Below are 17,096 nucleotides of genomic sequence, written 5' to 3'. Positions count from 1 at the left end.
ACAAGTAGGTCAGTGATGAAGAAACGCTACACATGGCTGGAAGAAGAATACGATTCATTGTGCAAACAATCGTTGGCAAGAGAATGGAACACTGTAGAGTCAGCCATTGATCGCGCTGGCACGTGGATTCAAGTCGAAGGGAGACCATTATTAAACCTGTCATCGAACAACTATTTGGGCTTGGCTCATGATCGACGAATCGTGGAAGCTGGCAAGATAGCGGCAGAGGAGTGGGGGGCAGGAGGAACTGCCTCTCGCCTCGTCCATGGTAACTACGCGTTATACGACGAGCTGGAACAACAATTGGCGGCGTGGAAAGAGAGAGAAGGGGCGCTTGTTTTTGCAAATGGCTATCAGGCAAATACAGGGGTACTTGCAGCGCTTGCTGGAAGAGGCGACGCTGTTTTTAGTGATCGGTTGAATCACGCCAGCATCGTAGATGGGATCGTGCTCAGTCGGGCGGAGCATTTTCGGTATAGACATAACGACATGGAGCACCTGGAATTTTTGCTGAAAAAGCACCAGGATACAAGACGGAAGTGGATCGTCACGGACAGCATATTCTCCATGGACGGTGATAAAGCCCCTCTTCTTGAATTGGTACAACTGCGAGATCGTTACGATGCCATCCTTATGGTTGACGAAGCCCATGCAGGGGGAGTGCGTGGTGAGGAAGGGCAGGGCTTGTGCCACGAGCTAGGCATCGCCGGACAAGTCGATGTTTTGATGGGAACCTTCAGCAAGGCATTTGGTGTTTATGGCGCATACGTATGCGCAGATGAGATCATCATTCGTTATTTGATGACAAAAGCACGCTCGCTAGTCTATTCCACAGCTCTGCCTCCTGCTGTGATTGGTTCGAATCTGGCGGCGTTGTCTTTGGTACAAACAGACTCTTGGCGAAGAAAAGCAGTGAGGCAGAATGCGCTCATGTTTCGCCAGTTGCTTCGCTCATACGGGTTTACCGTAGACGAAGAAGATACGCCAATTATCCCGCTCACGTTAGGAGAGAATGAGTGGACTTTGCAATTCAGCAAAAGGCTTCGGCAGCGAGGGATTGCAGCAGTGGCGATTCGACCTCCTACTGTGCCAGCAGGAACCGCGCGTATCCGTTTTACGGTGATGGCTGACCATACGCGCGAAGAGCTGGAGTGGGCTTGTGAGCAAGTGAGCGAAATCAGAGACGAGCTTCACAAAGGAGGGGCGATATCGTGAGAAAAGTGATGCTGTGGCTAAACGGGTGGGGAATGCCAGATTGCAGCTGGGATGCAGTTCGCTCACAGTTTCCTTCCTATCAGCATATCATTCCTACTTATTCGGACGTCACGGACCCCTCACAATTTTACGAGAGAGTAGAAGAGGAAGTCCGCTCCCAATCGGCTCAGGAGCTGATTGTAGTGGGATGGTCAATGGGAGGAATGCTCGGATTACGCCTCGCTGCCCAGTACCCGGTCTCAGGACTTGTTTTGATCGGCACGACAGCACGCTTTACGAGCGAACAGCATGATCTTCGTAAAGGGTGGCATCCCGTTGTTTTGCAAAGGATGAAAAGGCAGCTTTCTGTTGCACGCGAGCGTGTGATGGACACTTTTGTCAAACAAATGCTAACACCAGGAGAGCGAGAACAAACAGGTCTGCAAGTGGGACTGGACAGCCAGAATTGGAGTACGGCGGCGTTGGTTGCGGGCTTGACCTATTTAGAAGAAGAGGATTGCCGCCCGTTTCTGTCTTCGCTGACTACTCCTGCTCTCGTCATTCATGGAATGGAGGATGCTATCTGTTCGTTCTCAGCGGGAGAAGAGCTGGCGAGTAGCCTTTCGAGTGCCCATTTCGTGCAAATTCCTGACTGTGGTCATGCCCCGCATGTATTTGTTCCAGAGGTTGTAGGAGATTCGCTAAAGAGGATGGTGGAGCAGCTTGCAGAAGAGGGCAATCAGCAGTCGATTTAGTGAGAAGGCTGTCTCATACGAAAAATACGCACTCGTGCAAAAGAAGATGGTCGATCATTTGAGTCAAATGATTATAGAGATAGCGAATGAGAATGATGTGCGAAACATCGTAGAGATTGGCTGTGGGACAGGGGGGTTAACCCGCGTCATTCGCAGCTATTTTTCTGCTGCCCATTACGAGGCGGTAGAGATTGCGTCAGGCATGTTGGAGCAGGCGAAGAACAATCTGGAGCAGCAACGCCTGATTTGCTCCTATTTTCAAGCTGATGCCGAAGAATGGGTTTGGGAACAACAGGCGGAGTCAAAGGATTTGATCGTTTCAGGAGCATGCTTTCAGTGGTTTGCCAAGCCTACGCATACGCTAAAAGGATTGGCAAGAATCCTGAAGCCCGGAGCACCTTTGGTTTTTTCAACATTTGGACCCGATACTTTTTGGGAGCTGCATGATTCGTTTGCGAATGCTCATGCAATTTTGGGGGAGAAGGGAGTGCGCCATGGCTTGGAGTTTCTCTCTGCACGTGATTGGCGTGAGCAATTGAAGCAAGCAGGGTTTACGGATATAGAGATCATTAGGAAATATGAGCGGCTAACGTACCCGGGTGTACGGGATTTTTTGCATGCCGTGAAAGCTGTGGGCGCCAGTGCAAGTATGGAGCAAGGGAGCGGTCTTGGACGCAGAAAACTCCTTGCAGAAATGATTCAATACTATGAGCAGACGTATAAAAGAGAAACAGGCATCCCTGTCACCTACGAAGTTATTTACGTTCGCGCGATTTCATCGGTGTAGTGTGTTATCAATGATCTTTGTTATGGAAATGAGAATGGTTATCAAATAGAATGAATAGAGGAACGATGGGAGGGCTATCAAGGAGTTGAATGTGGGACAATGAACGTAGATGATCATATTTTTTTATGGAATCAGGCAAGTGTACGATTACATGATGTACGGCATATCGTCATGCGAGCCGGAGAACAGCTGCGGTCCTATCAATTGCCGGCTAGTGCCTTTCTATTTTCGGTGAGAGGCAGTGGTCTGATTCGTCTTGACGGGAATGTGCATGCGATCAAGAATTGCTATATTGCCCATGCTGGCAAAGGTACTTACGTGGATATCGAGGAAATAAAGGATGAGCTGGAATACTATCTGATTTTGTACAAAGCTCATTTGCCGTTGCCTTGCCGGCAGGAGCTGCTGCGTTTACTGGAGAAAACACAACCTTTTCACATCCAATACGGCTTTACTCCCATGCATCAGGCAAATGTATTTGTCGCAATATCACGTATGCAGCAAGCATGGAATCAGAACGGCAATCTGGACAAGCTGCGAGCCAAGGCTCTGCTTTATCAACTCGTATGTGAGCTAATGGCACAGATGCAGTCACAAGGAATCGGAGTAACAGTACCGAACTTGGTCGAACAGGCCATCAGGCATATCGAGGAGCACTACGCAGAGACTTTCACACTCGATGATCTATCCGCGCTCTTAAACTGCAGCTCCCGATCCCTGCAACGCACCTTTAAAGCCCAGCTAGCGGTCGGCCCTATCGACTATCTGATCCAAGTGCGCATTCAAAAAGCGCAGGAACTGCTGCGTCAAACGAATTTGGGACTAAAAGAAGTAGCGGAATCAGTAGGTTATGCCGACAGCTATTATTTCAGTCGTATCTTCAAAAAATACACAGGTATATCTCCGTCTTCCTACAAAGAATATTCTCTGACACCGGAACAACGTCGCCAAAGTCCATCACTCTTGTCGCGATATTCCATTGCTGGTCAAAAGCTGTGGAAATATAATGATCACATTGAAAATGAAAATCAAAATCACCCGCATTCAAGAGATGGAGGAGCCGTACCGATGTATAAGAGTACAAAAGCGATGCTGGCGCTGAATCTGATGCTGAGCCTTACCTTGCTGCTGGGAGCTTGCTCGGCTGGCGGCATGAATTCTAGCAATTCGGGGAGTACAGCAACAGGCGCCTCGAAGCAGGTAGCGACGCAATCGAATACCACGCAACCTAGCGCGAATCAAGAAGTGAAGAAAAGCGAGACACGTACTATCAAACACATGAAAGGCGAGCTGACGCTTGATTTTAAACCAGTCAGAATCGCTGTGCTGGATACGCAGTACGCAGATCAAATGCTGGCCTTGGGCGAACTGCCTGCAGGCAGTGTAATTACAACGGGGGACGGTACAAAGTTTCCTGAGTATCTCATGGACAAGCTAAAAGATGTACATGTACTCGGGACAAAGGACGAGCCCAATTCGGAAGCGGTCGTGGCCATGGAGCCTGACTTGATTATTTGCACGGAGTTCCAGGACAAAATCTATGATAACCTGTCCAAAATCGCACCAACCATCATGTTTGGCCGAAACGAAGACTGGCGGGATACACTGCTTACATTCGGGAAAATTCTCGAAAAAGAACAAGAAGCTGAGCAAATCGTAAAAGACTACAAAGAGAAAACGAACAAACTGAAAGCAGAACTCGCAACCAAGCTCAAGGGTGAGTCCGTCGCACTTATTCGTCCGCGTGATAATGCCATTCGACTGCACACAGTTGAACACCGTACGGCTGCTATCTTGTATTCCGATTTGGGACTGACTCCTCCCAAGCCAGCGATGGATAAATCTGATACAGCTACGATGATTTCTCTGGAAGTGCTGCCAGAGGTAAATGCCGATCACATATTTGTCGTAACGGACAAAGCGAACCAAGCATTAACAGACGAATTCAAAAATAGCTCCATTTGGAAAGGGCTAAAAGCAGCCAAGGAAAATAAGGTGTACGAGGTAAACACAACTGTGTGGATTGCCTATTACGGCCCGATTGCCATCAACAATATCGTCGATGAAATTGCAGAGGCGCTTCTATAAATCATACAGACCGTCACTCTCTCCTAAGAGCTGTGACGTTTTTTTATGAATTGGAAAAGAAAGCGATTTCCTGGCAGGAATTATCACAAAAAGATGGAATCTTAAGAAGGTTGCCTATCCTGTTTATTCGAGGGGTGTGTGGAAGATGAGTCAAAGAGAAATCGTCATTGCGAGTGCTGTGCGCACTGCTATAGGTAGCTTTCAAGGAACGCTTGCAGGTGTCAGCGCGACAAAGCTGGGCGGGATTGTACTGGAAGCAGCGCTAGAGCGTGCAGGTGTTTCCAAGGATGCGGTCGATGAAGTGATTATGGGGAACGTATTGTCAGCAGGCTTGGGTCAAAACCCGGCGCGCCAGGCTTCTATTCACGCGGGCCTTGCTCATGAAGTTCCCTCCCTGACAATCAACAAGGTTTGTGGTTCAGGTCTAAAAGCCGTTCATCTGGCTGTGCAGTCAATCCTTGCAGGTGAGGCAGAAGTTGTCTTGGCTGGCGGGATGGAGAATATGAGTCAGGCACCATATTTAATGGAAGGTGCGCGCTCAGGCTACCGCATGGGAGACCAGAAAGTAGTAGACTCCATGATTCGCGACGGACTGTGGTGTGCTTTCAACGACTACCACATGGGCATTACAGCAGAGAACCTCTGCACCAAATACGAAATCGGACGCGAAGAGCAGGATGAGTTTTCAGCGTGGAGCCAGGAAAAGGCTCAGCAAGCGCTCGCTAGTGGTCGTTTTCAGGAAGAAATCGTGCCGGTTCCAATCCCGCAACGCAAGGGTGATCCGGTGCTGTTTGCCGTAGACGAATTCCCGCGCGCTGGCGTGACGGCCGAAGCGCTAGGCAAATTAAAGCCTGCATTTAAAAAGGATGGAACCGTGACAGCCGGGAATGCATCTGGCATCAACGATGGAGCAGCAGCTCTCTTGATTATGACACGCGAAAAAGCAGAAGAGCTGGGCGTGAAGCCTCTCGCCCGTATTGTAGCCAATGCGAGTGCAGGTGTTGATCCAAGTATCATGGGGTACGGTCCAGTTCCTGCAACCAAACGTGTACTTGAAAAAGCGGGTCTGTCGATTGCTGACATCGACTTGATCGAAGCAAATGAAGCTTTTGCCGTCCAATCGCTGTCTGTAGGCAAAGCACTAGGCTTTGATCGTGAAAAGCTGAATGTCAACGGCGGAGCCATTGCTTTGGGGCATCCAATTGGTGCGAGTGGCGCGAGAATCCTGGTCACACTCGTGCATGAATTGCAAAAACGCGAAGGGGTAAAATATGGGTTAGCGACTCTTTGCATCGGCGGTGGACAAGGGGTCTCTACAATTGTCGAGAAAATTTAAATTTTAAATTGTGAACGCTTTGTGTACAGACTGAGCCGAACGTTGACAAAGGGAATAATTCTTCGTTAATATGAATGAGGGCAAAGGGGCACTTGACACCAGCCCTCTCCTTATGTATGAAAGGAGAATGTTACTCTGTGTCGAAATTGGATAATCCGTGGCGAGCGATCACGTTGGTCACCCTGATCGGTGTCGATATGGCCGTTTGCGTGATTTCGGGAGTCCTTCTGGGAAAATACTTGGATGGTCTTTTCTCTACCAATCCGCTTTTTTTGATGGTTGGGCTGCTCGCGGGATTAGGAATAGGCGTGTATAGCGTCTACCGCATCGTTCGCGGTTACCTCTAGGGAGATGGAACATGCAAACGTTTTCTTCGGCAATGCGATCCACGTTTCGCTATGCCTTTTTCTGTATGGCAATTGCCTCGATACTCTGGGCGGTGTTGCCATCGTATCGTTTCTTTTTGCAAAGCCTCCTGCTTGGGATGGTTTGCAGTTTGGTGAATGGCACGGTCCTCTTCAGCAAAACCTGGCGCATAGGTCAGATGGCTGTTGATTCAAATGTCCGGCCAAAAGGGACTGGTATGTTGCAGCGACTGGCTGTGGCAGGCTTTGCAGTCTTTTTGACAATGCGTTTTCCTCATTTGTTTGGAATCGGTGGCGTGTTGATAGGTTTATTCCTCTTTCAGATTCTCAGTTTCCTATTTGTGTATCGCTCCTTTAAATAGATAGTAGATATTTTTTCTTTACACGTACGTAAGCAATAGACTCGCGCGGAAGAAAGGGGTGAAATACATGCATTATTCTCTGCGGTTTGAATGGTTGGGCATGGTATTTGACATCTCCACTATTCTCATGATTTTGGTTACCTCTCTGGTGGTGCTTTTGCTGTGTATCGGGATGACCCGCAACCTGACCTCCGCAACTCCAAGCGGCGCGCAAAACGTGATGGAATGGATTGTGGACTTCGTTACCGGCATTACAAAAAGCTACATCACACCGAAGAAGGCTGCGGGCTTTGTCTCGCTGGCACTCACTTTGTTCCTTTACATTTTCCTTGGAAACCAACTGGGTCTCGTATTTAACGTAAACACGGCTCACCACAACGGTCCTGACCATCAAGTAAGTGAAAAGGTTAAAGACATGTTGACGGCTTCCACGAATGAACAAATGAAGCAACAAAAGATGGCCAAGCTTGAAGAAGAGTTGAACTCTACCGATCCGTCCTCGCATGGCGTTGTCATTGGCTGGTGGAAATCACCAACAGCGACTCCAAGCGTAACTTTCGCTCTGGCGTTCATCGTTCTTCTCTACGCTCACTATCTGGGCATCAAGAAGAGCTTCGGCGGATGGTTGAAACATACATTCCTGAACCCGATTCACATTCTGGAGGAGTTCATCATCAAGCCGTTGACGCTGCCTTTGCGTCTATTCGGTAACATCTTTGCGGGTGAGGTTTTGATCGCCTTCCTGCTGGGTGTAGGGATCTTCGGAAGCATTCCGCTGTTCCTGTGGTTGGGCTACTCAGTGTTCGTTGGTTCCGTACAGGCATTCATTTTCACAACGCTGGCGATGGTTTACCTGTCACAGCAAGTGAATGAAGAACACTAATTTCGCTTACCCGATTTTATTTTCGTTTTTTAAACACTAAGGAGGTTTTTAAACAATGGAAGGTTTGGCTCTTGCAATTGGTATCGTATTTGGTCTGGCTGCTCTTGGCGCAGCGATTGGTAACTCTCTGGTAATCTCTCGTACAATTGAAGGCGTAGCTCGTCAACCAGAAGCACGTGGTAGCCTGATGGGTCTCATGTTCCTGGGTCTTGGTCTGGTAGAGGCAGTTCCGATCATCGCTGTAGCGATCGGTTTCATTCTCTTCGGTCGCCTGTAATCAGCGAGCATTTAGTAACAATAGGCGGGCACTTGATACCCGCCTATATTTTTGACAAAGACAACTAATAACCTTGATGATACATCTTTCTTTTCGCAGGAAGGAGTGAAACGAATGCTCGACTTTGGAGCGGTATCCCTGGAATGGGGAACGCTGTTAACCCAGGCAATTGTGTTCTTGTTGTTGTTGCTGCTTGTTCGTAAATTGGCTATGGGCCCGATCGTAGGGATCATGGAAAAACGTCGTCAGCATATCGAAAGTCAAATCTCCTCAGCTGAGAAGAACCGCACTGAAGCGGAAGCTCTTCTAGCTGAGCAACGTCGCGTGCTGGATGAAGCGCGTGCAGAATCGAAAGCAATCATTGACCGCGCTGCAAAGCAAGCGTCTGATGAAGCAACCAAAATCGTGACAGAAGCACAAGCTGCATCCGAGCGTATGAAAGCGGAAGCAAGTGCTGAACTGGCGCGTGAAGTGGAAAAAGCAAAACTCGAACTGCGTGAGCAGATGACCAGCCTGTCCGTGCTCTTGGCTTCCAAGATCATCGAGAAAGAACTGGACGAAGCAGCTCAAAAGTCTACTGTTGATAAATTTCTCGCACAAGTGGGAGATCGCCTATGAGTAGCGCAGTAGGAAAACGCTATGCTCGTGCGCTCTTTGAAGTAGCGAGTGAACGTAGCAAGATTGATCAGGTAGAAGCAGACCTGGGTGCAATCGTGGAAGCGGTTGAAGGCAATGAAGATCTGAAAAAGATCATGCTGCACCCTCACATCGCAGCAGATGCGAAAGCTACGCTCGCTGACGAATTGTTCAAAAGCCATGTAGGGGAAGAAGCCTTTAATTTTCTGAACGTCCTGATTGAGAACGGACGCGAAGTTGATCTGGTTGATATCTACCGTTCTTTTGTACAATTGGCGAACGAAGCTCGTGGATTTGCAGATGCGATTGTGACAAGTGCAAAGCCGCTTTCTACTGAAGAGCAAAATGAGCTGGCTGAGAAGTTCGGACAAACGCTGAATAAAAAGCTGCGTATGACAGCAGTCGTAGATCCAGCGATTCTCGGTGGCATTATTATCAAAATTGGCGACCGTCTGTACGATGGCAGCTTGAAAACGAAGTTGGAAACCTTTGCGCAAAAAGCGTAAAGTTCGATGGCTTTTAAGAAGTTGGATGAATGGGGTGAATTAAGTGAGTGCAATCAGACCAGAAGAGATTAGCTCCCTCATTAAAGAGCGGATCGCTAACTTTAAATCTGAAATCGAAGTTGTGGATGTAGGCACAGTCATCCAAGTAGGTGACGGTATTGCTCGTGTTCACGGTTTGGAAAAGGCCATGCAAGGGGAGCTTCTCGAGTTCCAAAATGGCGTAATGGGTATGGTACTCAACTTGGAAGAAGATAACGTGGGTGTCGTTATTATGGGACCTTTCCGCGACATTAAGGAAGGCGATACTGTAAAACGTACCGGCCGCGTTATGGAAGTTCCAGTAGGGGAAGCGCTGCTCGGCCGCGTTGTAAACCCACTGGGTCAACCAATCGATGGTCAAGGCCCTATCGCAAATAACGGTTTCCGTCCAATCGAGAGCCCAGCTCCTGGTGTTATGGCACGTAAATCCGTACACGAACCACTCCAAACAGGTATCAAAGCGATTGACGCGATGATCCCAGTTGGTCGTGGACAGCGTGAGTTGATCATTGGTGACCGCCAAACTGGTAAAACAGCAGTGGCGCTCGACACGATCATCAACCAAAAAGGTAAAGACATGATTTGTATCTACGTTGCAATCGGTCAAAAGCAATCTACCGTTGCAAACATCGTAGAAACTCTGCGTAAAGCAGGGGCTCTGGAATACACAATCATCGTTTCTGCTACTGCGTCTGACCCAGCTCCAATGTTGTACCTGGCTCCATATACAGGTGTAACAATGGCTGAGTACTTCATGTACAAAGGCGGACACGTTCTGTGCGTATACGATGACCTGTCCAAACAGGCTGCTGCATACCGCGAAATGTCCCTCTTGCTCCGCCGTCCTCCAGGTCGCGAAGCATATCCTGGTGACGTATTCTACTTGCACTCCCGCTTGCTTGAGCGCGCTGCGAAACTGTCTGATGATCTGGGCGCTGGTTCCATTACGGCTCTGCCATTCATCGAAACCCAAGCGGGTGACATTTCCGCATACATTCCAACGAACGTGATCTCCATCACGGACGGTCAGATCTTCCTGGAGACAGACTTGTTCAACGCAGGTCAACGTCCAGCGGTTAACACCGGTCTTTCCGTATCCCGTGTAGGTGGTTCCGCGCAAATCAAGGCGATGAAAAAGGTAGCAGGTCCACTCAAGCTCGAGTTGGCTCAATACCGTGAGTTGGCTGCGTTTGCTCAGTTCGGTTCCGATCTGGACAAAGCGACCCAAGCTCGTCTGACCCGTGGTGAGCGCTTGATGGAAATCATGAAACAAGGTCAGTTCGATCCAATGCCTGTTGAGAAGCAAGTTGCTTCTATCTATAGCGCTACAAGAGGTTACCTGGATGATATTCCAGTAGCAGAAGTGCGCCGCTTTGAGAAAGAGCTGTTGTCTTTCTTGGATTCCAACAAACCACAACTGTTGGAGCACATCCGCACAACGAAAGACCTTCCAGATGAAAAAGAATTCAACGCAGCGATCGAAGAGTTCAAAAAAGGCTTTTCGGTAACTCGCTAATCGTTAACCTGATAGACATCAGATGCATGCCGGGCGATTTGCCCGTGCATGCGTCCTCAAGGTGGTGAAAACGAGTGGCTAAAGGAATACGTGAGATTCGACGCAGTATCAAAAGTAAAAAAGATATGCGCCAAATCACGAAAGCGATGAAAATGGTGGCGGCTGCGAAGCTTCGCCGTAACCAGGATAAAGCTGAGGCGGCACGCCCGTATGCTGACAAGATCCAGGAAGTGATCGCAAGCATCGCGAGTGGGACCTCTGGTTCCAAGCATCCAATGTTGCAAAATCGTCCGGTGAAAAAGACTGGTTATATTGTCATCACTTCCGACCGTGGACTTGCTGGGGGTTACAATGCCAACATTCTCCGTAAAGTGGTAAATACCATTAACGAGAAGCACAAGTCCAAGGATGAATACGGTATTTTTGTGATTGGCCGCAAAGGTCGTGACTTCTTCAGCAAACGGAACTACCCGCTTTTGGAGGAAGTAACAGGTCTGCCAACCAGCCCAGCCTTTGCTGATATCAAGAAAATTGCCGGTGCAGCAGTCCAAATGTTCGAGAATGAGCAGATTGACGAACTGTACCTGTGCTACAACAAGTTCCAAAGTGCAATTTCGCAAATACCTACCGTAAAACAATTGCTGCCATTGGAAGCTCCCGAGAGCAACAATGCGCGCGCAATCAATTACGAGTATGAGCCGTCCTCGGAAGAAGTATTGGCGGACCTGTTGCCGAAATATGCGGAAACACTGGTTTACAGTGCACTTCTCGAAGCAAAAGCTTCTGAAGAAGGTTCCCGTATGACTGCAATGGGCAACGCGACAGACAATGCTACGGATATGATCAACCGTTTAACGTTGAGCTACAACCGTGCTCGTCAGGCAGCCATTACACAAGAGATTTCCGAGATCGTTGCAGGTGCAAACGCACAGGCTTAGTGGCAGCGAATAGCTCCCAATTTAGCTTTACAGGAGGGAAGAAGTAAGATGGCGAATGGACGTGTGGTTCAGGTAATGGGTCCGGTTGTTGACGTCGAGTTCGACCGCGGACACCTGCCTGCCATTTACAATGCGATCAAGATTCAACATAAAGCACAAAGTGCCGGTGAGCGCGACATCGACTTGACTGTTGAGGTTGCTACTCATTTGGGCGATAACTTGGTTCGTACCGTTGCAATGTCTTCCACAGACGGTTTGGTTCGTGGTATGGAAGCAGTTGATACCGGTGCAGCTATCTCCGTTCCAGTGGGTGCAATTACCCTCGGACGCGTATTTAACGTATTGGGTGAGCCGATCGACCTGCAAGAACTTGGTCAAGTAGATCGTCGTGACCCAATTCACCGTAAAGCTCCTGAGTTCGTAGACCAAGCAACGACTGTTGAGATCCTGGAAACAGGTATCAAAGTTATTGACCTCTTGGCTCCGTACATCAAGGGTGGTAAGATCGGTCTGTTTGGTGGTGCGGGTGTAGGTAAAACCGTTACTATTCAAGAGCTGATCAACAACATCGCGCAAGAGCACGGTGGTATTTCCGTATTCGCTGGTGTAGGTGAGCGTACCCGTGAAGGTAACGACCTGTACCACGAGATGAAAGACGCAGGCGTACTGCCGAAAACCGCGATGGTATTCGGTCAGATGAACGAACCGCCTGGTGCACGTCTTCGTGTAGCGTTGACTGGTCTGACTATGGCGGAATACTTCCGTGATGAAGAAGGCCGCGACGTTCTTCTCTTTGTTGATAACATTTTCCGCTTTACTCAAGCGGGTTCCGAAGTTTCCGCTCTCTTGGGCCGTATGCCATCTGCGGTAGGTTACCAACCAACATTGGCTACCGAAATGGGTCAGCTGCAAGAGCGTATTACTTCCACGAAAAAAGGTTCCGTAACGTCCATTCAAGCGATCTACGTACCAGCGGATGACTACACTGACCCGGCTCCTGCTACTACGTTTGCTCACTTGGACGCTACAACGAACTTGGAGCGTTCCATCGCTGAGTTGGGTATCTTCCCTGCGGTAGACCCACTCGCATCCACTTCCCGTGCTCTGGCTCCTGATATTGTAGGACAAGAACACTATGATGTGGCTCGTAGCGTTCAAAAAATCCTGCAACGTTACAAAGAACTGCAAGATATCATCGCGATTCTCGGTATGGACGAGTTGAGCGACGACGACAAGCAAGTAGTTGGACGCGCACGCCGCATTCAACGTTTCTTGTCCCAGTCCTTCCACGTTGCCGAGCAGTTCACTGGTAACCCAGGCCAATACGTGCCATTGAAGGAAACTGTTCGCAGCTTCAAGGAAATCCTCGAAGGTAAGCATGACCACCTGCCAGAGGGCGCGTTCCTGTACGTAGGTACAATTGAAGAAGCGGTAGAAAAAGCGAAGAAAATGGCGTAAGACACCCTGGAAAGGGGAGACGAGTAAGTGAGTAAGATGACAGTTGAAGTCGTAACTCCTGAACGGGTTGTCTACAGCGGTCAGGCTGAAATGGTGATTGCTCGCGGCTTGCAAGGGGAAATTGGTATTATGCCAAACCACATGCCGTTGGTAACCCCGCTGAAAACAGCGCCAGTTCGGATTAAGACAGAAGGCGATAAAGAAGTGAAGATGGCTGTAAGCGGCGGCTTCATGGAAGTGCGCGGCGATAAAGTGACCATCCTTGCTGAAACGGCTGAATTGCCGGGAGACATCGATGTTGAACGCGCGAAGGCTGCGAAAGAGCGTGCTGAAAAGCGTTTAGCTGAGAAATATGCCGAGCTCGACGTCAAGCGTGCAGAACGCGCGCTGCAACGTGCGATGGCACGTCTCGACGTATCGAAGTAAAGCGTAAGCTTGATATCCCCGCGCCCATGTGGCTGCGGGGATTTTTCGGTTATAGGGTAATGAATGATGAGCCATGGAAATCGGGCATGATATTTCCAGTTGGTAATTGCCTAATGTTTCTGTGTATAATAGACCTAATGCCCTGCCGACGAGCTACGTTATCATGATAAACAGCGGGAAAAAGCGGCATTGGCTATTGGGATTAAAGGAGAGTGTAATTGATGCAAACCGTTCGCGATATCCGCCACAATCAAGATGGCGTAGTGATTCCTAGCAGCTTTGCGGCTAATGGCTGGACAAGCGTGCTATCTCATGAAATGAATGTTCTTTTCCAAGCAATGTGCTATGTGGTAACGAAGCATGAGTCTAAAGAAGAGATGAGAAAAGCTCTGGACGAGTTCGATGCATTGAAAGGCACATTCACTGAGCCTGTTCAAGAAGGCTTTAAGTCTGAAGAGGATTTTAAAGGCTATGTAAACCTGTTGAACAGATTCAAAGCATTCATGAGTCGTTCCGAATATGCATATCCGACATCTCTTGACGAAGCAATTGAACTTTTCGTGAAGTGGGGACTGGTAATCGATAATGAAGATGCCTGGGATGTACCGGTTTATCCATTCCCAGATGCATCTGAATTGTTCAAGCTGAGTGAAGCAGAATCTCTTGCGTTGGCTCATATTAAACTGGAAGCATTGGTGCATCCGATGTTTAGCCGCCTCGTAATGAAGCTGCACGAGCAAGAAGAAAATACGTTCAGCATGTCCAAAGCAGAAATGAAGCAATTGCTGAACACAAATGACCAGATGCTGGCAGAGGTTCTGATCAAGCTGACTCCATATATGGAAGATGCGATTGAAAATATGCTGGAAATCCCAGAAGACGAGAAGATGAACTTCACGATTGTATGGGAACGTATTTACGAGGACTTCCTTGGACAGCAATTTTCAAACAACGTTCAATAATTAAGAGAATAAGAGAGCCAGACGGGCATATTCGTTTGGTCATCATACTATGCTGGAAAAACTCAGGGGGAAATCTCTGAGTTTTTTCCCTTTATATGGCACAAAAGGAAGGCTTTCGTTAGACACCCTATTGGCAATTTGCTATAATGATAAAGGTATTTTTTTCTAGCAGCGACAGCGTTCATACCTACACCTTTGACGCTGCGAGCAGTACCCTTTTGAGGGAGTCTCGACTTCTTCTGGAGGACAGCGCAAGACGATTCATACCTTTCTCAAGAGCGGAGGGAACGTGGGTGAGTGACATCTATACCAACAATTATGTGATTGTCGCGATCTTTTTGATTCTTGGTGTGTTGTTGCCCGTGGCTACAGTCAGTTTTGTTGGTCCATTACTTCGTCCAAAGAAACCGACACGGGAGAAGCAAACTACTTATGAAAGCGGTAACATTCCTGTTGGTGACAGTTGGGTGCGTTTCAACGTGAAGTATTACATCTTTGCCCTCATGTTTGTCATCTTTGATGTAGAAACACTCTTTCTGTATCCGTGGGCCGTCGCTTACAAAGAACTGGGGCTCTTTGCCTTAGTCGAGATGGTCATCTTTATATCCTTGCTCGTCGTAGGATTGATTTACGCGTGGAGAAAGAAGGTGCTGGAATGGAACTAGACCTGACAAGCATTGCGCCTGAATTGCAAGAGGAATTGAATCGCAACGTCATGTTCACGACATTGGAAACAGTGAAGGGATGGGTTCGCAGCAACTCGTTGTGGCCATTAACTTTTGGCTTGGCCTGTTGCGCAATCGAGATGATGGGAACGGGTGGGGCGCGTTATGACCTCGACCGGTTTGGTGTTATTTTTCGAGCATCCCCAAGACAATCTGATGTCATGATCGTAGCCGGGACCGTCACGAAAAAGATGGCACCACTGCTTCGCAGGCTGTATGATCAAATGCCTGAACCAAAGTGGGTGATTGCCATGGGCTCCTGTGCGACAGCGGGAGGTCCGTACGTGCGCTCGTACAGCGTGGTAAAAGGTGTAGACCAGATTGTGCCTGTCGACGTATATATTCCGGGTTGTCCGCCTAACCCTGCCGCTTTGATCTACGGAATCAATAAGCTCCAAGAAAAAATCCGTTACGAAGCGAAGACTGGGAAGCAGGTGACCAATCTATGAGCGACGAGAAGCGCAAGCCGACGCCGGAGGAAAAGGCAGCGGCAGCGGCTGAAGCCCGTGCCAAGGCCGAAGCTTTGCGAAAATTAAGAGAACAGGAAGCACAAGCTTCCCAAGAGGCGAGCCCAATGGAGGCATCTCAAGAGCCACAAGAGGAAATCTCTGCTCCGGAAGCAAAACCTGTGTCGGAAATGACACCAGAGGAAAAAGCCGTAGCCAAGAAAGCAGCAGCGGCTGAAGCAATTGCCAAGGCAAAAGCGGCGAAGGAACAGGAAGAAGCTGTACCACCCCCAGCAAAACCTGTGTCGGAAATGACACCTGAAGAAAAAGCCGCAGCGAAGAAAGCAGCAGCGGCTGAAGCGATTGCCAAGGCAAAAGCGGCGAAGGAACAGGCAGAAGCTGCTCCACCCCCAGCAAAACCTGTGTCGGAAATGACACCGGAAGAAAAGGCCGCAGCCAAGAAGGCCGCAGCGGCTGAAGCAATTGCCAAAGCAAAAGCAGCAAAGGAACAGGCAGAAGCTGCACCACCGTCAGCAAAGCCTGTGTCCGAAATGACACCAGAGGAAAAAGCTGCAGCCAAGAAAGCAGCCGCCGCAGAAGCACTAGCCAAGGCAAAAGCAGCGAAGGAAGCAAAAGAAGCTGCGGAAAACGGAGCCGATACGGCAGAATCAGCTCCAGATGCGGATGCCAAGGCGAAAGCCGCAGCTGCCGCAAAAGCCAAGGCTGCCGCCGCAGCCGCTGCCAAGGCAAAAGCCGCACGTGAAGCAGGCGGCGATGAATCCGGTGATGACGACGCCAAGGCAAAGGCCGCAGCTGCCGCAAAAGCCAAAGCAGCCGCCGCAGCAGCAGCGAAGGCAAAAGCAACGCAAGCAACTGGGGATGAGACCCCGGCAGAGGAAGCGCTGAAAGTGCCTTCCAAAAACCAGCCCTATCTTGATAAATACGTTTCACGAATTTCCGAAGCGTTTGGACAGGAAGTTATCGAGGCTTCGTATATTAACGAGCTAGGTAAGGAAGTTCCAACTCTCACCATTCAAAATGAACGTTGGCATCAAGTTGCCCAATTTTTAAGAGATGATGAGCAATTGAGTTTTGAGTACCTGTCCGATCTTCACGGTGTCGATTACGAGGATCGCCTGGAGGTATACTACCACTTTTATTCCTACAAAAATCGTCAAAGCTTGGCAGTAAAGGTCAAAACGAGCAGAGAAGAGTCAAAAGTTGCTTCTGTAATGGACCTCTGGCATGGCGCAAATTGGAATGAAAGAGAGACTTTTGACCTTTTGGGTATTCATTTCCCGGGACATAAGGATTTGCGTCGAATCCTGTTGCCGGATGATTGGGTAGGGTATCCGCTGCGCAAAGATTATGTGCAATACGACGAGGAGGTTTAGCAG

The 17,096-nt window shown here is 48.9% G+C and carries 19 protein-coding genes; all 19 read left to right on the top strand.

Translation table 11 applies throughout. The features are described 5' to 3' along the window. Nucleotides 1–15: 15 nt before the first annotated feature. The 19 genes from bioF to FO446_RS26575 all read left to right on the top strand — a co-directional run bounded on the left by bioF (nucleotide 16) and on the right by FO446_RS26575 (nucleotide 17,093). Nucleotides 16–1,215, top strand: coding sequence for an 8-amino-7-oxononanoate synthase (bioF, locus tag FO446_RS26665; protein WP_173610501.1), 1,200 nt, complete (start codon nucleotides 16–18; stop codon nucleotides 1,213–1,215). Next, nucleotides 1,212–1,949 (top strand): alpha/beta fold hydrolase, encoded by a 738-nt coding sequence (locus FO446_RS26660; protein WP_221867355.1) that lies wholly within the window; start codon nucleotides 1,212–1,214, stop codon nucleotides 1,947–1,949. The genes bioF and FO446_RS26660 overlap by 4 nt, the downstream gene beginning before the upstream one ends. Further along, nucleotides 1,918–2,736, top strand: a complete 819-nt coding sequence (gene bioC / locus FO446_RS26655) for a malonyl-ACP O-methyltransferase BioC (protein ID WP_221867356.1) — start codon at nucleotides 1,918–1,920, stop codon at nucleotides 2,734–2,736. Before FO446_RS26660 ends, bioC begins: the two co-directional genes overlap by 32 nt. Nucleotides 2,737–2,835: 99 nt before the next feature. Then, nucleotides 2,836–4,824 carry an AraC family transcriptional regulator gene (locus FO446_RS26650; RefSeq protein ID WP_237899533.1) on the top strand — a complete coding sequence of 663 codons (1,989 nt, stop codon included), beginning with the start codon at nucleotides 2,836–2,838 and terminating at the stop codon, nucleotides 4,822–4,824. 145 nt (nucleotides 4,825–4,969) lie between these two features. Beyond that, on the top strand, nucleotides 4,970–6,160 hold the full coding sequence (locus FO446_RS26645; RefSeq protein ID WP_047069815.1) for an acetyl-CoA C-acetyltransferase: 1,191 nt from the start codon (nucleotides 4,970–4,972) through the stop codon (nucleotides 6,158–6,160). Nucleotides 6,161–6,297: 137 nt separating this feature from the next. Further along, nucleotides 6,298–6,507 (top strand): AtpZ/AtpI family protein, encoded by a 210-nt coding sequence (locus FO446_RS26640; protein WP_026134010.1) that lies wholly within the window; start codon nucleotides 6,298–6,300, stop codon nucleotides 6,505–6,507. 11 nt (nucleotides 6,508–6,518) lie between these two features. Beyond that, nucleotides 6,519–6,887, top strand: coding sequence for an ATP synthase subunit I (locus FO446_RS26635; protein WP_173610468.1), 369 nt, complete (start codon nucleotides 6,519–6,521; stop codon nucleotides 6,885–6,887). Between the two features lie 67 nt (nucleotides 6,888–6,954). Beyond that, nucleotides 6,955–7,770 carry a F0F1 ATP synthase subunit A gene (atpB, locus tag FO446_RS26630; RefSeq protein WP_106779513.1) on the top strand — a complete coding sequence of 272 codons (816 nt, stop codon included), beginning with the start codon at nucleotides 6,955–6,957 and terminating at the stop codon, nucleotides 7,768–7,770. A gap of 55 nt (nucleotides 7,771–7,825) precedes the next feature. Beyond that, a complete protein-coding gene (atpE, locus tag FO446_RS26625) occupies nucleotides 7,826–8,047 on the top strand; it encodes a F0F1 ATP synthase subunit C (protein ID WP_015893623.1) in 222 nt (73 codons plus the stop codon). A gap of 114 nt (nucleotides 8,048–8,161) precedes the next feature. Further along, complete coding sequence (atpF, locus tag FO446_RS26620) at nucleotides 8,162–8,665, top strand: F0F1 ATP synthase subunit B (RefSeq protein WP_015893622.1); 504 nt, start codon at nucleotides 8,162–8,164, stop codon at nucleotides 8,663–8,665. Continuing rightward, nucleotides 8,662–9,189: a F0F1 ATP synthase subunit delta gene (locus tag FO446_RS26615; RefSeq protein WP_173610469.1), complete on the top strand. Its 528-nt coding sequence runs from the start codon at nucleotides 8,662–8,664 to the stop codon at nucleotides 9,187–9,189. Before atpF ends, FO446_RS26615 begins: the two co-directional genes overlap by 4 nt. A 43-nt stretch (nucleotides 9,190–9,232) precedes the next feature. Beyond that, nucleotides 9,233–10,744: a F0F1 ATP synthase subunit alpha gene (gene atpA, locus FO446_RS26610; RefSeq protein ID WP_106654764.1), complete on the top strand. Its 1,512-nt coding sequence runs from the start codon at nucleotides 9,233–9,235 to the stop codon at nucleotides 10,742–10,744. Nucleotides 10,745–10,818: 74 nt separating this feature from the next. Continuing rightward, nucleotides 10,819–11,682: an ATP synthase F1 subunit gamma gene (gene atpG, locus FO446_RS26605; protein WP_173610471.1), complete on the top strand. Its 864-nt coding sequence runs from the start codon at nucleotides 10,819–10,821 to the stop codon at nucleotides 11,680–11,682. Between the two features lie 48 nt (nucleotides 11,683–11,730). Continuing rightward, nucleotides 11,731–13,140: a F0F1 ATP synthase subunit beta gene (atpD, locus tag FO446_RS26600; protein WP_015893618.1), complete on the top strand. Its 1,410-nt coding sequence runs from the start codon at nucleotides 11,731–11,733 to the stop codon at nucleotides 13,138–13,140. 27 nt (nucleotides 13,141–13,167) lie between these two features. Then, complete coding sequence (locus FO446_RS26595) at nucleotides 13,168–13,566, top strand: F0F1 ATP synthase subunit epsilon (protein ID WP_137031981.1); 399 nt, start codon at nucleotides 13,168–13,170, stop codon at nucleotides 13,564–13,566. Between the two features lie 221 nt (nucleotides 13,567–13,787). Further along, the gene (locus FO446_RS26590; protein ID WP_173610472.1) at nucleotides 13,788–14,528 is read left to right on the top strand and encodes a DUF6042 family protein; all 741 of its coding nucleotides are present in this window, start codon (nucleotides 13,788–13,790) and stop codon (nucleotides 14,526–14,528) included. A 293-nt stretch (nucleotides 14,529–14,821) separates the two neighbouring features. Continuing rightward, on the top strand, nucleotides 14,822–15,193 hold the full coding sequence (locus FO446_RS26585; protein ID WP_015893615.1) for an NADH-quinone oxidoreductase subunit A: 372 nt from the start codon (nucleotides 14,822–14,824) through the stop codon (nucleotides 15,191–15,193). Beyond that, nucleotides 15,184–15,702, top strand: a complete 519-nt coding sequence (locus FO446_RS26580) for a NuoB/complex I 20 kDa subunit family protein (protein ID WP_007725455.1) — start codon at nucleotides 15,184–15,186, stop codon at nucleotides 15,700–15,702. The genes FO446_RS26585 and FO446_RS26580 overlap by 10 nt, the downstream gene beginning before the upstream one ends. Next, on the top strand, nucleotides 15,699–17,093 hold the full coding sequence (locus FO446_RS26575) for an NADH-quinone oxidoreductase subunit C (RefSeq protein WP_237899532.1): 1,395 nt from the start codon (nucleotides 15,699–15,701) through the stop codon (nucleotides 17,091–17,093). The genes FO446_RS26580 and FO446_RS26575 overlap by 4 nt, the downstream gene beginning before the upstream one ends. Nucleotides 17,094–17,096: the final 3 nt, after the last annotated feature.

The sequence above is a fragment of the Brevibacillus brevis genome, from assembly GCF_022026395.1.
In the GTDB taxonomy this organism is placed as follows: Bacteria; Bacillota; Bacilli; order Brevibacillales; family Brevibacillaceae; genus Brevibacillus.
The sequence above is the reverse complement of the archived record's forward strand: the minus strand, read 5'-3'. Positions and strand labels throughout refer to the sequence as shown.